The 15,675-nt window shown below is 58.4% G+C and carries 13 protein-coding genes and 1 pseudogene; 1 reads left to right on the top strand and 13 read right to left on the bottom strand.

The genetic code is table 11. The features are described from left to right. Positions 1-19: 19 nt before the first annotated feature. From BLM14_RS04940 to BLM14_RS04930, 3 genes and pseudogenes are all read right to left on the bottom strand, one after another. Positions 20-892, bottom strand: a complete 873-nt coding sequence (locus BLM14_RS04940; RefSeq protein WP_099998360.1) for an outer membrane protein assembly factor BamD — start codon at positions 890-892, stop codon at positions 20-22. 214 nt (positions 893-1,106) lie between these two features. Further along, positions 1,107-1,677, bottom strand: a pseudogene (locus BLM14_RS04935) (DUF4865 family protein). Positions 1,678-1,705: 28 nt separating this feature from the next. Further along, positions 1,706-2,095, bottom strand: coding sequence for a tautomerase family protein (locus BLM14_RS04930; protein WP_099998359.1), 390 nt, complete (start codon positions 2,093-2,095; stop codon positions 1,706-1,708). A 129-nt stretch (positions 2,096-2,224) separates the two neighbouring features. Here BLM14_RS04930 and BLM14_RS04925 point away from each other — a divergent pair, with 129 nt between their 5' ends. Further along, on the top strand, positions 2,225-3,115 hold the full coding sequence (locus tag BLM14_RS04925; RefSeq protein ID WP_099998358.1) for a LysR substrate-binding domain-containing protein: 891 nt from the start codon (positions 2,225-2,227) through the stop codon (positions 3,113-3,115). A gap of 16 nt (positions 3,116-3,131) precedes the next feature. Here BLM14_RS04925 and lpxC read toward each other — a convergent pair whose 3' ends face one another. From lpxC to murD, 10 genes are all read right to left on the bottom strand, one after another. Beyond that, on the bottom strand, positions 3,132-4,073 hold the full coding sequence (lpxC, locus tag BLM14_RS04920) for a UDP-3-O-acyl-N-acetylglucosamine deacetylase (RefSeq protein WP_099998357.1): 942 nt from the start codon (positions 4,071-4,073) through the stop codon (positions 3,132-3,134). A 280-nt stretch (positions 4,074-4,353) separates the two neighbouring features. After that, on the bottom strand, positions 4,354-6,054 hold the full coding sequence (gene ftsZ, locus BLM14_RS04915) for a cell division protein FtsZ (protein WP_099998356.1): 1,701 nt from the start codon (positions 6,052-6,054) through the stop codon (positions 4,354-4,356). Positions 6,055-6,120: 66 nt separating this feature from the next. Continuing rightward, entirely contained in the window at positions 6,121-7,443 is a 1,323-nt protein-coding gene (gene ftsA, locus BLM14_RS04910; protein ID WP_099998355.1) for a cell division protein FtsA, read from the bottom strand. Then, entirely contained in the window at positions 7,440-8,381 is a 942-nt protein-coding gene (locus tag BLM14_RS04905) for a cell division protein FtsQ/DivIB (protein WP_418314204.1), read from the bottom strand. Before BLM14_RS04905 ends, ftsA begins: the two co-directional genes overlap by 4 nt. Next, positions 8,369-9,295: a D-alanine--D-alanine ligase gene (locus tag BLM14_RS04900; protein ID WP_099998354.1), complete on the bottom strand. Its 927-nt coding sequence runs from the start codon at positions 9,293-9,295 to the stop codon at positions 8,369-8,371. The genes BLM14_RS04905 and BLM14_RS04900 overlap by 13 nt, the downstream gene beginning before the upstream one ends. A gap of 264 nt (positions 9,296-9,559) precedes the next feature. Beyond that, positions 9,560-10,534, bottom strand: coding sequence for a UDP-N-acetylmuramate dehydrogenase (murB, locus tag BLM14_RS04895; RefSeq protein ID WP_099998353.1), 975 nt, complete (start codon positions 10,532-10,534; stop codon positions 9,560-9,562). 48 nt (positions 10,535-10,582) lie between these two features. After that, positions 10,583-11,983 carry a UDP-N-acetylmuramate--L-alanine ligase gene (gene murC / locus BLM14_RS04890; RefSeq protein WP_099998352.1) on the bottom strand — a complete coding sequence of 467 codons (1,401 nt, stop codon included), beginning with the start codon at positions 11,981-11,983 and terminating at the stop codon, positions 10,583-10,585. Continuing rightward, complete coding sequence (gene murG, locus BLM14_RS04885; RefSeq protein ID WP_099998351.1) at positions 11,980-13,107, bottom strand: undecaprenyldiphospho-muramoylpentapeptide beta-N-acetylglucosaminyltransferase; 1,128 nt, start codon at positions 13,105-13,107, stop codon at positions 11,980-11,982. The genes murC and murG overlap by 4 nt, the downstream gene beginning before the upstream one ends. A 6-nt stretch (positions 13,108-13,113) precedes the next feature. Beyond that, on the bottom strand, positions 13,114-14,271 hold the full coding sequence (gene ftsW / locus BLM14_RS04880; protein WP_099998350.1) for a putative lipid II flippase FtsW: 1,158 nt from the start codon (positions 14,269-14,271) through the stop codon (positions 13,114-13,116). After that, entirely contained in the window at positions 14,264-15,670 is a 1,407-nt protein-coding gene (gene murD, locus BLM14_RS04875) for a UDP-N-acetylmuramoyl-L-alanine--D-glutamate ligase (protein ID WP_099998349.1), read from the bottom strand. Before murD ends, ftsW begins: the two co-directional genes overlap by 8 nt. Positions 15,671-15,675 lie beyond the last annotated feature (5 nt).

Below are 15,675 nucleotides of genomic sequence, written 5' to 3'. Positions count from 1 at the left end.
CTCAGGTTAGGTGTTTAAATTAGACGCCGTCTTTGCCACCAGTGATGGCCGTTGCGGCCTTGGACAGCCATGAACCGGCGCTTTCGCGCGGCTCAAGCCCGCCACTCTGCAGAAGCTTGTAGCTATCCTTGTACCATTGGCTATCAGGATAGTTCTGGCCGAGCACCGCCGCCGCCGCCTGTGCCTCATTGGTCAGGCCCAATGCGTAGTTGGCTTCGACCAGGCGGGCCAAAGCTTCTTCAACGTGACGCGTGTTGGAATATTGTTCGACGACACCGCGAAAGCGCTTGATGGCTGCCAGATATTCCTTGCGCTCAAGATAATAGCGGCCGACCTGCATTTCCTTGCCGGCAAGCTGATCGCGGCCGAAACGGATCTTGGCCTTGGAATCCTCGACATATTCGGAATCCGGGTAACGCTCGACCACTTCGTTGAAGGCGGCAATCGAACGGCGCGTCATGCTCTGTTCGCGCGTAACGTCCGGGATCTGGCGGTAGTAGCAAAGACCGGTGATGTAATAGGCGTAGGCTGCTTCAGCCTGCGTCGGGTAAAGCGCGATATAGCGCTTGGTCATGGCAAGCGCATCGTCATATTTGCCGGCGCGGTAGTTGGCGAATGCGCCCATCACCAGCGACTTGCGGGCAAATTCAGAATAGGGATGCTGGCGATCGACGGCATCGAATTTCTTGGCGGCTTCATCGAGACGCCCGGAATTCAGATTGGCAAGCGCCTGGTTGTAGAGAACGTCCGCAGGTTCGATCGTGTCGACATAGGCATTCAGATCGAGATCGTCGTCTTTCGAGGCGCAACCGGAAATCGCTATAGCGCTGGCAATTGGAACGAGCAGAAGGGCCATCCGGGCCTTGTTGCCAAACCCTGTATTTATCGACATTCTGCAATTCGCCATGCTGTCTCCGGCCCCACATAATAATTTAAGAGCATTGATCGCAAACCCGATATCACGTTTGCGGCTCATGCTCTAGGCATAGTCAATCTTACCGTCGGTTGGGCGTTCATAAACCACAAGCGACGAGAATCAGCAATCTTATTGCCATCTAATCGTCCAATTTTGTGGCGGACCTGAAAATGAGTTGCAAAGACCTCCATTAATCCGATTTTGGCAGCGAAAGGTGCCCTATCCTGTAGGCTTGAATATCTGCAGCGGGCTCTAGTCCCCGTGTCTCGCCCCATAGTTGAAAGCGAATCCGCGTCCAGCTTGTGGGTTCGAAGGCTGAAATTGAGGCGAGTGCACCACGTTTCTGGACATCGTCGAAGGTTTCCTCGCTCTCGCGCTTGCGCAGTTCAGCAAGCGACGAGTGAGCTGGTGTCGCCCGCATTTCGCGCGTTGCAAACACGGCTTCGCGGACTGCAGGGGACAGATGCGCCTGCCAGACGAACCAGGTCTTGACCTGCGGCCAGCCGAATGACCGCGTGAGCCCGACAAAGCCTTCCCCGCACAGAAAATCATTCAGGCCGCCCTCATGGTTCCAGAGATAGAACGGCGCGTAGAGATTCTCCTGGCTTCCGGCTTCATCATTTCTTCGCGCCGTCAGATAGGCCCTTGAATTTCAGATTGGGGAAATTGTCGAGCAGATGGCCTTTTTCCGCGATACGCCGGTCGATAATCGACATATCGTAATCCGCCGGCAATGAAAAACTGTACTGCATGGCGATCATGGCCACCACTCCTTTCAATGCAATCCGGTCATACGGCTTCCAGCATTTGAGCCTCGCCATTGCTGAAGGACCACTCGTCCCGGCTCGATGTGCTGATGATGATCATGACATCCTCGGGCCTAACTCCCGGAGCGGCCCCCAGCAGCGCGACCAGTCGCTTGTAGAATGCCTTCTTCGTCGCTGTGTCGCGCGGCTTGCCCGTGGTGATGGAAAACACGATGAAATCGTCCGAGCGCGGTCCGCCGAGATAATTGCGATCGAAGATCAGTTCGCCAGGACGGTGCTGGTGGATCGCCTGGAACCGGTCAGTTGCAGGGACATTGAAGGTTTCCACCATAGCCTGATGCAGGCTATCGGTGAGCGCCTTCAGATATTCGGGCGACTTGCCCTCAAGAAGCGAGATTCGGGTAAAAGGCATGGAACTGGTCCTTTCTATGCATCGAGCGTCAGTAGCGCGATGAACTTGACGCTGGATCTATAGACGCGCATATTAATCTGAAAATCCGAAAATATCGGACTTATCGTCCTGAAAATCGGGATAATTAAAATGCGACGGATCACCTTCGATCTCGATGTGTTGCGCACCTTTTCCACCGGCGTGGAGCTTGGCAGCTTTGCCAAGGCGGCTGACCGGCTGGGCCGCTCCACCTCGGCCGTGAGCGCGCAGCTGAAGAAGCTGGAACAGCAGGCGGAGACGCCGATCTTCGTCAAGGCCGGACGCGGTCTGGCGCTGACCGACGCTGGTGAGACAATGCTTGCCTATGCACGCCGCTTGCTCGATCTCAACGATGAAGCAGCCACTGCTATCCACGGGACCGATCTGGAAGGGTGGGTTCGCCTCGGTCTGCAGGAGGATTTCGGCGAAACGATCCTTCCGGAAGTGCTCGGCCAGTTCGCCCGGGCGCACCCCAAGGTGAGGATTGAAGCGCGTGTGGCACGCAATACCGAGCTCATCGATCGTGTGACGTCGGGCCGGCTTGATCTGGCGCTTGCCTGGAGCGATGGAGCAGTCACACCCCATTGCGAGCACGTTACGAATGTTCCCATGTGCTGGGTTGGTCCGGCCGGAGAACCAAGAACATGGCAAGCCTCGGGCGAGGAACCTCTGCCGCTGGCTTCGCTGGAAGCACCATGCCTTTTGCGCACGGCTGCGACCACCGCACTCGACCGGGCCGGCATTCCATGGCGGCTGGCCTTCATCAGTCCAAGTCTTGCGGGATTGTGGGCTGCGACAGCCGCAGGGCTTGGAGTGACAATCCGCACCCCGATCGGACTGCCTGCAAGCGTGCAGCCTCTGGTACCAGCCGAGAGTGGGTTACCAGCGCTACCTTCGCTCGGACTGGTCCTTCATCGCTCGGAAGCGCAATCCGAGCCCGCAACCGCACGGCTCGCAGCGATCATGCTGCAAGCAGTGCACAATTCGATACCAGGATTCTGACGGGTTAGAACTTGCTCTAAATCGCCCAGGGCGCAAAAACCGGAGCGTTCACCGCGACAAGGGAGGCGCCGCGCGATTGACCGCGCTTGCCCGCCATTTCAACAATCTCGAATGCCGTGTGATCGGAAAGGAGCGCTCGCAGCGCAGCCGCATTAAGACGGTGACCACCGCGATAGGAGCGGAAGCAGCCGATGAAGGGCGCACCAGCCAGGGCCAGATCACCGATCGCATCAAGCGCCTTGTGGCGCACAAACTCGTCCTTGTAGCGCAAACCACCAGGATTGATGACGGAATTGTCGTCACCAATGACAAGGGAGTTGTCGAGCGATGAGCCAAGCGCAAGACCGGCGGCCCAGAGCTTTTCCACGTCGCGCATGAAACCGAAGGTACGTGCTCGTGAGATTTCCTTGCGGAAGGTTGCCTCGTCCATATCGCTGGCGAATTTCTGACGGCCGATGACCGGCGTCTCGAAATCAATCTCGACCTCGTAGCGTGTGCCGTCATAGGGGCGAAACTCCGCCCATGAGGCACCCGCCTCTATGCGCGATGTCTTGAGCACGCGAATGAAGCGGCGCTTTGCTGCCTGACGCACGAAACCGGCTTGTTCGAATGCATCCAAGAAGGCGGACGATGTTCCGTCCAGGATCGGCACTTCCGGGCCGTCGATCTCGATGATCGTATTGTCGATGCCGGAACCGGCGATTGCCGCCATCACATGCTCGACGGTGCTGATGGTGACCCCTGCCCGGTTGGCAAGCGTTGTCGACAGGTCAGTCGTACCGACTTCGGACACAAGTGCCCTGATCTCGTGGCTGCCGCCGCTCCCATCAAGCCTGTGGAATACAATGCCGGTATCGGGATCAGCAGGTGAAAACGAAATCGTCACCGGCGCGCCACTGTGCACACCTGCACCGGAAAGCGAGATACGCTCTGCAATCGTTGTCTGGAAATCGCGCAATTGAACCTCGTGCCCGTGAACCGCAAGCCAGATAGCTATATCCGGTATCTGAAATTTAACGTCGCAGCGCTGTAGATGTCAGAATCAGATCGCGCCGTTATATTGCAGCGCAAGATACATTCGGCACCGCATGAAGCAAAATCACGGTTTCGGGATGTTTGTAACGGAACCGTCATGCCCCCCAGCTAGGTTGTTTCCATGCCATTTCAATAGTTTGAATGAAAAATTCCGCCATTGAGACAATGGCGGAATTCATGTTCTTTAATATTCCGTGACCGGATCAGTTCGCCTGCCGGCGGAGAAATGCCGGGATTTCGAGCTGATCGTCCTCGGAAGACTGACGTGCCTGGGGCTGAACCCGGCCCTGCTCATCCAGTTGTCCACGGCGCGGCGCATAGATCGACGCGTCTTGCGAAAGCGGACGGCGTGGTTCGGCCGGACGCATAGCGGGTTCCCGCGGCTGCGCTGGTTCCAACCGGGCCGTCTCGTCTTCGCGGCGGGTCAGACCTGCGGTCAGACGCTTCAAGAGACCCATCGGGCCACGATCTTCCTGGCTTTCATAGGCAGCTGCCTGGTCACGGCCATGATCACGGGAGCCCATGTCGCGGGCATTGAGTTCCGCCTGAACGACCGGCGGAAAATCAGCGACATTCGGCATGCGTGGCGCTGCGGGCTGCGGTGCAGGTGCCGTCTGCATCTGCGGCTGTGGTGCCGGCTGATGAACCGGTGCCTGTGGAGCAGCCGCAACAGGTGCGTCGAAGACTTCCGGTGCAGGCGCCTGGAAGATACGGCTCTGCGGACGGAATTCCTGCTCGGCAGGCTGTGGTGCGCGCTGCGGGATGTCCTGTTCGGCAGCGCGGATTGCTTCGGCTACCGGATCGGCCAAGCGAGCGGCCGGCTGCTGAACAACCGGACGGGCAACTGTCTCAACTCTTGCGGCTGCCTGCTGTGCGGGCTTGGCAATAGGCTTCAGAGGCTGGCGAAATTCGATCGGCGCAGGCGCCGACTCTCCAATCTGCTTATCGATGCCAGTTGCCACGACAGAAACGCGGATGATGCCTTCGAGGCTTTCGTCGAAGGTTGCGCCGAGGATGATATTTGCATCCTGGTCAACTTCTTCACGGATACGTGTTGCAGCCTCATCAACTTCAAACAGCGTCATGTCGCGGCCACCGGTGATCGAGATCAGCAGACCCTTGGCGCCACGCATAGAGGTTTCATCAAGCAGGGGATTGGCAATCGCAGCTTCAGCAGCAGCCATTGCGCGGCCGTCGCCAGAGGCTTCACCGGTGCCCATCATTGCCTTGCCCATCTCGCGCATCACCGAGCGAACATCGGCAAAGTCGAGATTGATGAGACCTTCCTTGACCATCAGGTCGGTGATGCAGGCAACGCCGGAGTAAAGAACCTGATCCGCCATTGCGAATGCATCGGCGAAGGTCGTCTTGTCATTGGCAATGCGGAAGAGGTTCTGGTTCGGAATGACGATGAGCGTATCGACATTCTTCTGCAGGTCTTCGATACCCATATCGGCGGTGCGCATGCGGCGCTGACCTTCGAAATGGAAAGGCTTGGTCACGACACCAACGGTCAGGATGCCCTTTTCGCGTGCTGCGCGGGCAACCACCGGAGCAGCACCGGTGCCGGTGCCGCCACCCATGCCTGCCGTGACGAAGCACATATGCGTGCCCTGCAGATGATCGTTGATTTCATCGATGCACTCTTCCGCAGCTGCGCGGCCAACCTCTGGCTGCGAACCTGCGCCAAGGCCTTCGGTCACCGCCGCACCCAGCTGAATCAGACGTTCAGCCTTGGACTGCGACAGCGCCTGCGCGTCGGTATTGGCCACAACGAATTCAACACCGCGCAAACCGGCATTGATCATGTTATTGACCGCATTGCCACCGCCACCGCCAACACCGAAGACGGTGATCCGGGGCTTAAGCTCGGTAATATCCGGCTTTTGCAGATTGATACTCATTTGTCTCGTTCCTTTTCGTCTTTACCGCCTCGCCGCTGCGGTATTTTTTTGGGTTTCCCCGATTGATCAAAAACTCTCTTTCAGCCACTGGCCGATACGCTGAAAACGCCCACCCGTACCTGTCATCAGCGATGATGAACCGGCCTTTACAGAACGCTCTTCGATTCCTGCCACTTGCGGATAGATCAAAAGACCAACCGCTGCGGAGAAAGCCGGTCCCTTGGCCGCTTCGGGAAGACCCGTAACACCAAGAGGACGGCCAATTCGCACATTGCGGGCCAGAATGCGGCGGGCTACTTCGGGCAGCCCTGCCAGCTGACTGGCTCCGCCTGTCAGGACGACACGTTTGCCGACAATCTGGCCGTAGCCAGACTGATTGAGGCGATCGCGCGCCAGTTCCAGCGTCTCCTCGACGCGGGCACGTATAATGCGTGTCAGGACAGCACGCGGATATTGGTTGGGGACATCGCGCCCGTCATTGCCGAGCGGCGAGACGCTGATGAGATCGCGGTCATCGGCAGCGCTTGGCAGCGCCGAACCATGCATGACCTTCAGCCGTTCGGCATCGTCCATATGTGCCGAAAGGCCGCGCGCCACATCCATGGTCACGTGGTTGCCGCCAATCGCGATGGCGTCAGCGTGGATGAACTTGCCCTCGGAGAAGACCGAAATCGTCGTCGTGCCACCACCCATATCGATGCAGGCAGCACCCATCTCGGCTTCGTCATCGACGAGCGCCGAGAGACCGCTCGCATAGGGAGTTGCAATCATGGCCTCGACCGACAAATGGCAACGGTTGACGCAAAGTTCGAGATTGCGCAGAGGCGCAGCATCGGCCGTCAGCACGTGCATTTCGACGCCGAGTGTATCGCCGATCATGCCAAGCGGGTCGCGAATGCCGCGCTCACCGTCGAGCCCATAGGCGATGGGCAGCGAATGAACGAGATGACGCTCGGTTGCCAATGCCTGCTTGGCACCAGCTGCAAGGACCCGGCGAATATCAGCCTGGTCGACCTCATGGCCGCCAAGGTTGATGCTGGCCGAAAAACTCTCGCTCTTGAGGCGTCCCGCAGAAATGTTGACGATCATCGAGTCGACGGTGAGACCGGCCATACGCTCGGCGGCATCAACTGCCAGACGGATCGCCTGTTCAGCGGCATCCAGATTGACGATGACGCCGGACTTGATGCCACGCGACTTCTGGTGGCCGATACCGAGAACTTCGATGCGATGGGTGCGGCCCGGCAGGTGCGCGCTTTCCTCACGCGGGCGAAGCCGCGCAATGATGCAGCATACCTTGCTTGAACCAATGTCAAGAACGGTCAAGGAGCGCGTCCGCTTGGCGGATGCTGCTCCAGTCGACGTGCCTTTTCCGTTCAGAATACTCATACACGCTTCTCCGAACGCTTCGACGCCTTGTCCCGCGCCTTCAAATATTCAACGCGCTGTACCATCGCGTCTGGTGTCAGCCTGACAACCACCCGGTCCGTCAGGCGCATGTCGACCGACGCGATATCGCGGGACAGAAGTCCCGCCTTGCGATCCATATCGACAATATCGGCAAGCGCTTCATCGATGCGGTATTCCGGCAGCATCAGCGTTACGCCATTTTTCAGAAGCAGATCCCAGCGCCGGTCACCGACCCGCGCATAGGCTTTCACCTCGCCCGTGATCTGCGGAAATGCCGCCATCTGCGCCATGAGCAGCTTCGCCTGCTTGTCGGCGCCTGCGCCAATGACCAGCGGCAACGATGCGCTGCGCCCGCCCGTGAACGGAACGATCACACGGCCATCAGCATCGATGACCGAAAGCTCACTGCCATTCTGCCAGACAGCCATGGCCGACCGCTCGTGGATCGAGATCTGGATTGTGTTGGGGTAGACCTTGAATACATCGACGGATTCGACCCAGGGCAGCCCTGCAACAGCCTTCTGTGCATCCGACGCACTCAAGCCGACCAGGGACGTCTCACCATCAAGCCCGAGCGCACCCAGGACATCGATCTCCGAGGTCTCATTGTTACCGACGACCTTCACGTCTTCGATGGCAAAACCGAATGTTGACGTCGTGACCTTCACCACTTCCGGCGCATGACCGCCAAGGATCGCACCATAGGCACCCGTCAGCGCCAGAAACGCCACCGCACCGAATGTTCCGACATGGTTCGGGATAGAGACTTCACCCTCGATCATGCGAGCAAAAACACGCACCGGCTTGCGCATGAATTTTGGCAGGACGATACGGAAACGGCCAAGAGCCGCCGATCTGCCCGAAGACACCGGCGCAGCACCTCGTGGGTGCGCATTTTTGCCCTTCAACGCAAACACGATGCGTCCTCCACCATCCAACTCAACAATTCACCGAAGGTATGCCCCGCAGCTTTGGCGATATCAGGCACGAGAGAAGTGGGAGTCATGCCCGGCTGGGTGTTAACTTCCAGCCAGATAAGCTCGCCATCCTCGGAAAAACGGTCGTCGTAACGGAAGTCCGACCGGCTAATCCCTTTACATCCAATTGCCTGATGCGCCTTGAGTGCCAGTGTTTGTATTTTTTGGTAAATTTTTAGTGAAATTTTAGCGGGAACCACATGATTTGATCCGCCTGCAACATATTTTGAATCATAATCGTAGAACTGGTGCCCTACGGGGATGATTTCACACACCCCGATGGCGACATCACCCATCACGGCGCATGTCAATTCCCGCCCGTGGATGTAGCGCTCGACCATGACGGTATCGCCATATTTCCAATCGTTCGAGGTAATGACCTGCGGGGGATGCGACTGGTCTTCCTTGACGATGACGACACCGAAGCTCGACCCCTCGCTTACCGGCTTGACCACATAAGGCGGCTTCATCGGATGGGATGAGGTGAAGGCATGCCGGTTCATGGTCTTCGCTTCTGCCACAGGAACACCAGCCGCCTTGGCGACGATCTTCGCCTGCTCCTTGTTCATGGCAAGAGCCGATGCCAGCACACCGGAATGGGTATAGGGAATTTCGAGATATTCGAGGATGCCCTGAATCGTGCCATCCTCGCCGAAAGGGCCGTGCAATGCGTTGAATGCCACATCGGGTTTCAGCTCAAGCAGAACACTGGCAATGTTACGGGCAACATCAACGCGCGTCACAGAGAAGCCCTCCGCCTCCAAGGCATCGGCGCAAGCATTGCCGGAGGAAAGGCTCACCGGACGTTCCGATGAAAACCCACCCATCAGCATCGCAACATGCTTTTTCGCCATGAAGGCAACCCCTCAAACACTTCCCCATCGAAGGCGAAAAAAGACATGAGTCGACGTATATCCGGCGGCCGGGACCGCAGACACCCGAGACTGATAAAAACCAGCCGACTCAAATCAGTTAACGCTTGTCCCTAAAGAATCAGAGAGTTGATTCGCTGACAAGTCCTCAATGATTCAACAATGGAATTTCGTGTAAAAAAATGTGTTCCATAGTCGAAATGCGACATCGACACTCAATTGCATCCGAGTTTGAACTTCGGACGATTAAAGCAACTGCCCCATGAACTCATGCACCTCATGACCGGGCCGGAAAAGCCCGAGGCGCTTGATTTCCCAATGGAGCTTGATGCCGGAGTTCTGCAGCACGCGCGAACGGATTGTTTCGCCCAGGGTTTCAAGATCATGGGCTGACGCAGTACCGGTGTTGATCATGAAGTTGCAATGCATGGGCGACATCTGCGCGCCGCCAATCATCAGGCCGCGCCCGCCCGCCTTGTCGATTTCCTTCCAGGCGGATGAGCCTTCCGGATTCTTGAAGGTTGAACCGCCTGTTTTCTCGCGGATAGGCTGCACAGTCTCGCGGTGCTGCTGAACGGCATCCATCGCGCTCTGGATATCACCCCTGTCACCGGGAGCGCCTTCGAACAGCGCCGAGGTGAAGATCAGGTCATTCGCAGCGCCGGAATGGCGATAGCCATAGCCCATATCGGCGTTAGAGAGGATATGCACGTCGCCCTTGCGATCGAGAGCCCGCACTTCAACCACGCGCTCGCGCGTCTCGACACCATTGGCGCCCGCATTCATGCGCAGCGCACCGCCAATGCCACCGGGAATGCCGTGATAGAAATGAAACCCGGCGATTCCGGCCTCCAGCGCCGCTGCCGCCACACGTTTGTCCGGCGTTGCCGCGCCGGCTCGCAACTGCATATCGCCGACACGCTCCACTTCGCCAAACCCCTTGGCGGACAGGCGCACGACGAAGCCGCGAATACCGGCATCGCGGACCAGGAGATTGGAGCCGATGCCGACTGTGAGGATTGGATATTCGTCAGGAACAGCTTTGAGGAAAGCTGACAGATCTTCTTCATCCGCTGGCTGGAACATGACTTCAGCCGGGCCGCCGGCGCGAAACCATGTCACTTTTTCCATGCCCATATTGGGGGTCAATCGCCCGCGCAGGCCCGAGAATCGATCCCCCAGCTTCTTCAGCAGGGCTTCGCCATCAACCAGTGAATACATATTATCCTTCCAGCAGCATTCGCCCCTCGCTTGGGGTAACCGCCAAATCTAGAGCGCCGCCAGTTCCTTTGGCAAGGCATAGGCCCACCCGGTAATGCTGCCTGCACCAAGAAAAATCACAAAATCATCCGGCTTGGCGATTTCCGCGATCAACGGAGCGACTTCCTGCGGCCCGCTAATGTAACGAGCATCGCGATGTGCAGCAGTCCTGATGCGGGAAACCAGCGCCTCCGAAGTAATGCCGTCGATCGGGTCCTCACCGGCTGTATAGACCGGAGCGACGATGACCGTGTCGGCATCGTTGAAGCAGGCGGCAAACTCATCGAACAGGCTGGCGAGGCGTGTAAAGCGGTGCGGCTGGACCACCGCGATCACGCGGCCCTTGGCCGAATCGCGCGCTGCCTTCAGCACAGCCTTGATCTCGACTGGATGGTGGCCGTAATCGTCGAAAATCTCGACACCCTTCCAAGTCCCCGTATGGGTAAACCGGCGCTTGACGCCGCCAAAGGACGACAGCCCCTTCTTGATGTCCTCTGCGGAAATGCCAAGTTCATGGGCAACGGCAATCGCCGCCGTGGCATTGGAAACGTTGTGGCGGCCTGGCATCGGCAGGCGAAGGCCGGCGATCTCGATCGTCTCACCGGTCTTGCGCTTGGCAATCTGTACATCGAAACGCGAGCTCGCGCCGTCAACCACGAGATTGACGAAACGCACATCGGCCTGCGGATTCTCGCCATAGGTGATGACCCGGCGATCCTCGATACGCGACACGAGGGACTGTACCTCAGGATGATCGAGGCACATCACGCCAAAGCCGTAAAACGGAACATTCTCAACGAATTGCCGGAATGCTTCGCGAACACGGTCGAAGGTGCCGTAATGATCGAGATGTTCCGGATCGATATTGGTGACAACGGCCACATCGGCAGGAAGCTTGAGGAACGTACCGTCGCTCTCGTCGGCTTCGACCACCATCCAGTCGCCCTCACCCATGCGCGCATTGGTGCCATAGGCATTGATGATACCGCCGTTGATTACCGTCGGATCAAGGTTGCCAGCATCGAGCAGCGTGGCGACCATCGAGGTCGTCGTCGTCTTGCCGTGTGTTCCGCCGATTGCAACTGCCTTGCGGAAGCGCATGAGTTCAGCGAGCATTTCCGCGCGGCGGACAACCGGCAGCAACCTCTCACGCGCGGCAATCAGTTCGGGATTGGATTTCTTGATGGCCGTCGAAACAACGACCACTTCGGCATCGCCAAGGTTCTGCGCATTGTGACCGACGAAGATCTCAATGCCCTTTTCGCGCAGACGCTGCACATTGGCGCTGTCTGATTGATCGGAGCCCTGGACCCTATAGCCGAGATTGTGCAGGACTTCGGCAATGCCGCTCATGCCGATACCGCCGATACCGATGAAATGAACAAGGCCGATGTTGAGCGGCATCTTCATGGACGCACTCCTTTTTTGAATTCCGTCATGGTTTGACCGGACGCAATAGCCTCTGCGAGGTCCGCAAGCAACCTTGCAGCGTCAGGCTTGCCGGTACTGCGGGCTTTTTCCGCAACAAATGCCAGCCGTGACGGCTCGTTCATGGCGCTCGTCAGGATTGCCGCAATGCGCTCCGGTGAGAGCTCGGACTGCTTGATGACGTCTGCGCCCCCTGCTGCCGCAAGCGCCGCGGCATTCGCTGCCTGGTCGTGGTCGAGAGCATGCGGGAACGGCACGAGGATAGCAGGACGCCCAATCGCCGCGATCTCTGAAACTGTGGACGCGCCCGAGCGGGAAAGGACAAAGTGCGCCTCGGCGATCCGCCGCGGCATGTCCTTGAAGAATGGAGCGACCTCTGCCTTGATGCCGAGGGCCTGGTAGGTCGAGCGCACCTGCGCCTCATCTTCGGGTCGAGCTTGTTGGGTCAGCACAAGGCGTGCGCGATCTTCCGGCGCAAGCAGCTGGATCGCGGCCGGAATGGCGGTCGAAAAATACTGCGCGCCCTGACTGCCGCCAAACACCAGGAAATGGAACGGCTGCTGCCCCTGTGATGCCGCGTATGGTTTGCCGACTTCCGCCAGTACCGCAGGACGGACGGGATTTCCCGTCGCAATGGTCTTGTTCGCAAAGGGTCCGCTGCTATCGGGCAGGAAGCCGCCGGCTATGGCATTGACACGTGCCGCCAATGCCTTGTTCGCACGGCCCATCACCGCATTCTGCTCATGGATGAGCGTTGGAATTTTCATCGCACTTGCTGCATAGAGCGGCGGCAGGGTCGGGTAACCGCCAAACCCGGCAACGAGTTTTGGCTTTACCGAGCGAAAGAGCTTGCGGGAATCAAGATTGCCCTGCCACAGCGTCCAGAAGGTCTTTGCCAGCGCGAACGGATTGCGCCCGGCGATCGTAGCCGATCGCACGACATGAATCTTCTTGGCAGGAAAAGCACTGGTGAATCGCTGAGCTCGATCGTCGGTTGCCAGATGAATTTCCCAGCCGCGCGCGATCAGCTCATGCGCCAATGCCTCGGCGGGGAATAAATGACCGCCAGTGCCCCCGGCGCACAGAAATATCGTACCTTTAGCCATGGCCACTCAGACTGCACCGGCCATCGAATGCATCTTCGAGTTGGCCAGTGTCGCCGAACGGCGTGCTTCGGGCCGGCGCCGCGTCAGCGCGAGCAAGAGCCCCGTCGAGATTGCAACCGCAATAAGCGACGAGCCGCCGTAGGAAATGAATGGAAGCGTCATACCCTTCGCAGGCATCAAATGCAGATTGACCGACATGTTGATGATCGATTGAAAGCCGAACAGAATCACCAGACCCGAGACCGAAAGCCGGGTGAAATCATCGCGTTCCTTCAGCGCAATGGACAAGCCGCGAATAACGATGAAAGCGAAGATGAGGACAATCAGCAGACAAAGCGCAATGCCGTATTCTTCCGCCGTCACCGAGAAGATAAAATCCGTGTGACTGTCGGGAATGATGCGCTTGATCGTGCCCTCACCCGGCCCCTGGCCAAACCACCCACCGCGAATAATGGCTTCGCGGCCGGTATCTACCTGGAACGTATCACCCTCGCCGGTCAGAAACCGGTCGATACGGCCAGCCACGTGCGGAAAAACCGTATAGGCGCCGAAGAAACCGCCCACCGCGAGAACACCAAGGCCGATGATCCAGAGCCACGGTACGCCGGCCATGAAAAACATCGCGCCCCAGGTGACTGCCGTCAGAATGGTCTGCCCGAGATCGGGCTGCGCGACGAGGAGTGCCGCAACCACACAGAACAGCACCATCGAGAAGAAGTTCCCCGGAATATCCTTGCGGCGCTCATTCTCTGCAAACAGCCACGCGCAAACAATGACGAAGGCAGGCTTCATGAACTCCGACGGCTGAATCGAAACGCCCGCCAGCGAAACCCAGCGCCGCGCACCCTTGACCTCGATACCGAAGAACAACGCACCAACCATTGCCACGAGCGAGATACCGAGCATGATCATGGCGAACCGGCGAATTGTCCGAGGCGCCATGAAGGATACGGCGAACATGACGATGACCGCGGGCACCATGAACAACGCCTGCCGTTTGACGAAATGAAAACTGTCGAGCCCGATGCGCTCGGCAACGGCGGGGCTGGCTGCAAAAGAAAGCAGGATGCCCAGTCCCATCAGCGCAAGGCAGGCTGCCAGGAGAAAGCGATCGATCGTCCACCACCAGTCGGCTACGGGACCACGGTCAACACGACTAACCATTCAAGAGCCCTCCAATAGGTGATGCGCCCGCGAGCGCCAGAACGGCGGAGCGGAATGCCTCGCCGCGTTTTTCGAAATTCTGGAACTGATCGAAACTGGCACAGGCCGGTGACAGCAGGACCACGGGTTCCGTAGAACCATCCCTGGCCGCGTCGCGTGCAGCGTGTTCCACTGCAGCCCCTATTGTGCCGGATATCTCGTAAGGCGCCGCCTCGCCGAGTGTTGCCGCAAATTGCGGCGCGGCTTCCCCAATCAGATAGGCCTTGGCGATGCGCGGGAAAAAGCCGGATAGCGAAGCGATGCCGCCTTCCTTGGGCAGCCCTCCGGCAATCCAGTAAATACGCGGGAACGAGGACAGCGCAGGTGCCGCCGCCTCCGCATTTGTTGCCTTGGAATCGTTGACGAACAGCGTCTTTCCGAGCCGTGCAACCTGTTCCATGCGATGGGCGAGACCGGGAAAGTTCTTCAATCCGGCGTTGATCTCTTCCACCGAAAGACCAACAGCGCGGCAGGCTGCGAATGCTGCCAACGCATTCTGCGCATTGTGTTCGCCACGCAAAGAGCCGATGCCGGCAAGTGACACGACGACATTTCGATCACCTTTTCTGGTGTGAACGAGGTTGGAGCCATCGGCAAAATAACCGTCAGAGATGGCCAGGCGCTTGGAAATGCGGATGACAGACTTGCCCGTCCGCTCCAGCCGATCAGCGATTGCGGCGCAAAAACTGTCGTCGACCCCGACGATCGCCGTGTCGCTGCCGGCAACAAGACGCTCCTTGATTTCCGCGTAGTGTTGCATCGTGCCATGCCGGTCCAGGTGATCCGGCGTCAGGTTCAGGAGAATGCCCGCCGTGGGGTTGAGCGACGGCGCCAGGTCGATCTGATAGGATGAGCATTCGACCACATAAACGCGATCGTCTGCCGGAGGCTCCAGCGTCATGACAGCAGTGCCGATATTGCCGCCAAGCTGCATGTCGCGACCTGACGATTTGATAATGTGAGCGATCAGGGCCGTGGTCGTCGATTTGCCGTTTGTACCGGTGATCGCGATGAATGGGGTGTTCTTGCGCGCAAGATTGCGCTCGCGCACGAAGAGTTCGACATCGCCGATGATTTCGACGCCGGCAGCTTTTGCCAGGTCCACGGTCCAGTGCGGACGCGGATGCGTCAGGGGCACACCGGGCGACAGGATGAAAGAGGAAAACTGTTTCCAGTCTACCTGTCGCAGATCATTGGTCTCGATCCCGCCACTTTGCGCCCGCGCCACGCTGTCGGGATTGTCGTCCCAGGCGATGACCTTCGCTCCGCCCGCAAGAATAGCCTGCGCTGTAGCAATGCCCGAACCGCCGAGCCCGAAGAGCGCGACGGTCTTGTCCTTCATGGAGTGGGCAGCAATCATGCAAG

Source organism: Phyllobacterium zundukense (assembly GCF_002764115.1).
In the GTDB taxonomy this organism is placed as follows: domain Bacteria; phylum Pseudomonadota; class Alphaproteobacteria; order Rhizobiales; family Rhizobiaceae; genus Phyllobacterium; species Phyllobacterium zundukense.
Note: the sequence above shows the minus strand (reverse complement) of the source record. Positions and strands in the feature narration are given on the sequence as shown.

Coding starts and splice junctions, on each gene's coding strand:
- BLM14_RS04940 (WP_099998360.1), bottom strand. CDS start 892: ATGTCGATAAATACAGGGTTTGGCAACAAGGCCCGGATGGCCCTTCTG.
- BLM14_RS04930 (WP_099998359.1), bottom strand. CDS start 2,095: ATGCCTTTTACCCGAATCTCGCTTCTTGAGGGCAAGTCGCCCGAATAT.
- BLM14_RS04925 (WP_099998358.1), top strand. CDS start 2,225: ATGCGACGGATCACCTTCGATCTCGATGTGTTGCGCACCTTTTCCACC.
- ftsZ (WP_099998356.1), bottom strand. CDS start 6,054: ATGAGTATCAATCTGCAAAAGCCGGATATTACCGAGCTTAAGCCCCGG.
- ftsA (WP_099998355.1), bottom strand. CDS start 7,443: ATGAGTATTCTGAACGGAAAAGGCACGTCGACTGGAGCAGCATCCGCC.
- BLM14_RS04900 (WP_099998354.1), bottom strand. CDS start 9,295: ATGGCGAAAAAGCATGTTGCGATGCTGATGGGTGGGTTTTCATCGGAA.
- murB (WP_099998353.1), bottom strand. CDS start 10,534: ATGTATTCACTGGTTGATGGCGAAGCCCTGCTGAAGAAGCTGGGGGAT.
- murC (WP_099998352.1), bottom strand. CDS start 11,983: ATGAAGATGCCGCTCAACATCGGCCTTGTTCATTTCATCGGTATCGGC.
- murG (WP_099998351.1), bottom strand. CDS start 13,107: ATGGCTAAAGGTACGATATTTCTGTGCGCCGGGGGCACTGGCGGTCAT.
- ftsW (WP_099998350.1), bottom strand. CDS start 14,271: ATGGTTAGTCGTGTTGACCGTGGTCCCGTAGCCGACTGGTGGTGGACG.
- murD (WP_099998349.1), bottom strand. CDS start 15,670: ATGATTGCTGCCCACTCCATGAAGGACAAGACCGTCGCGCTCTTCGGG.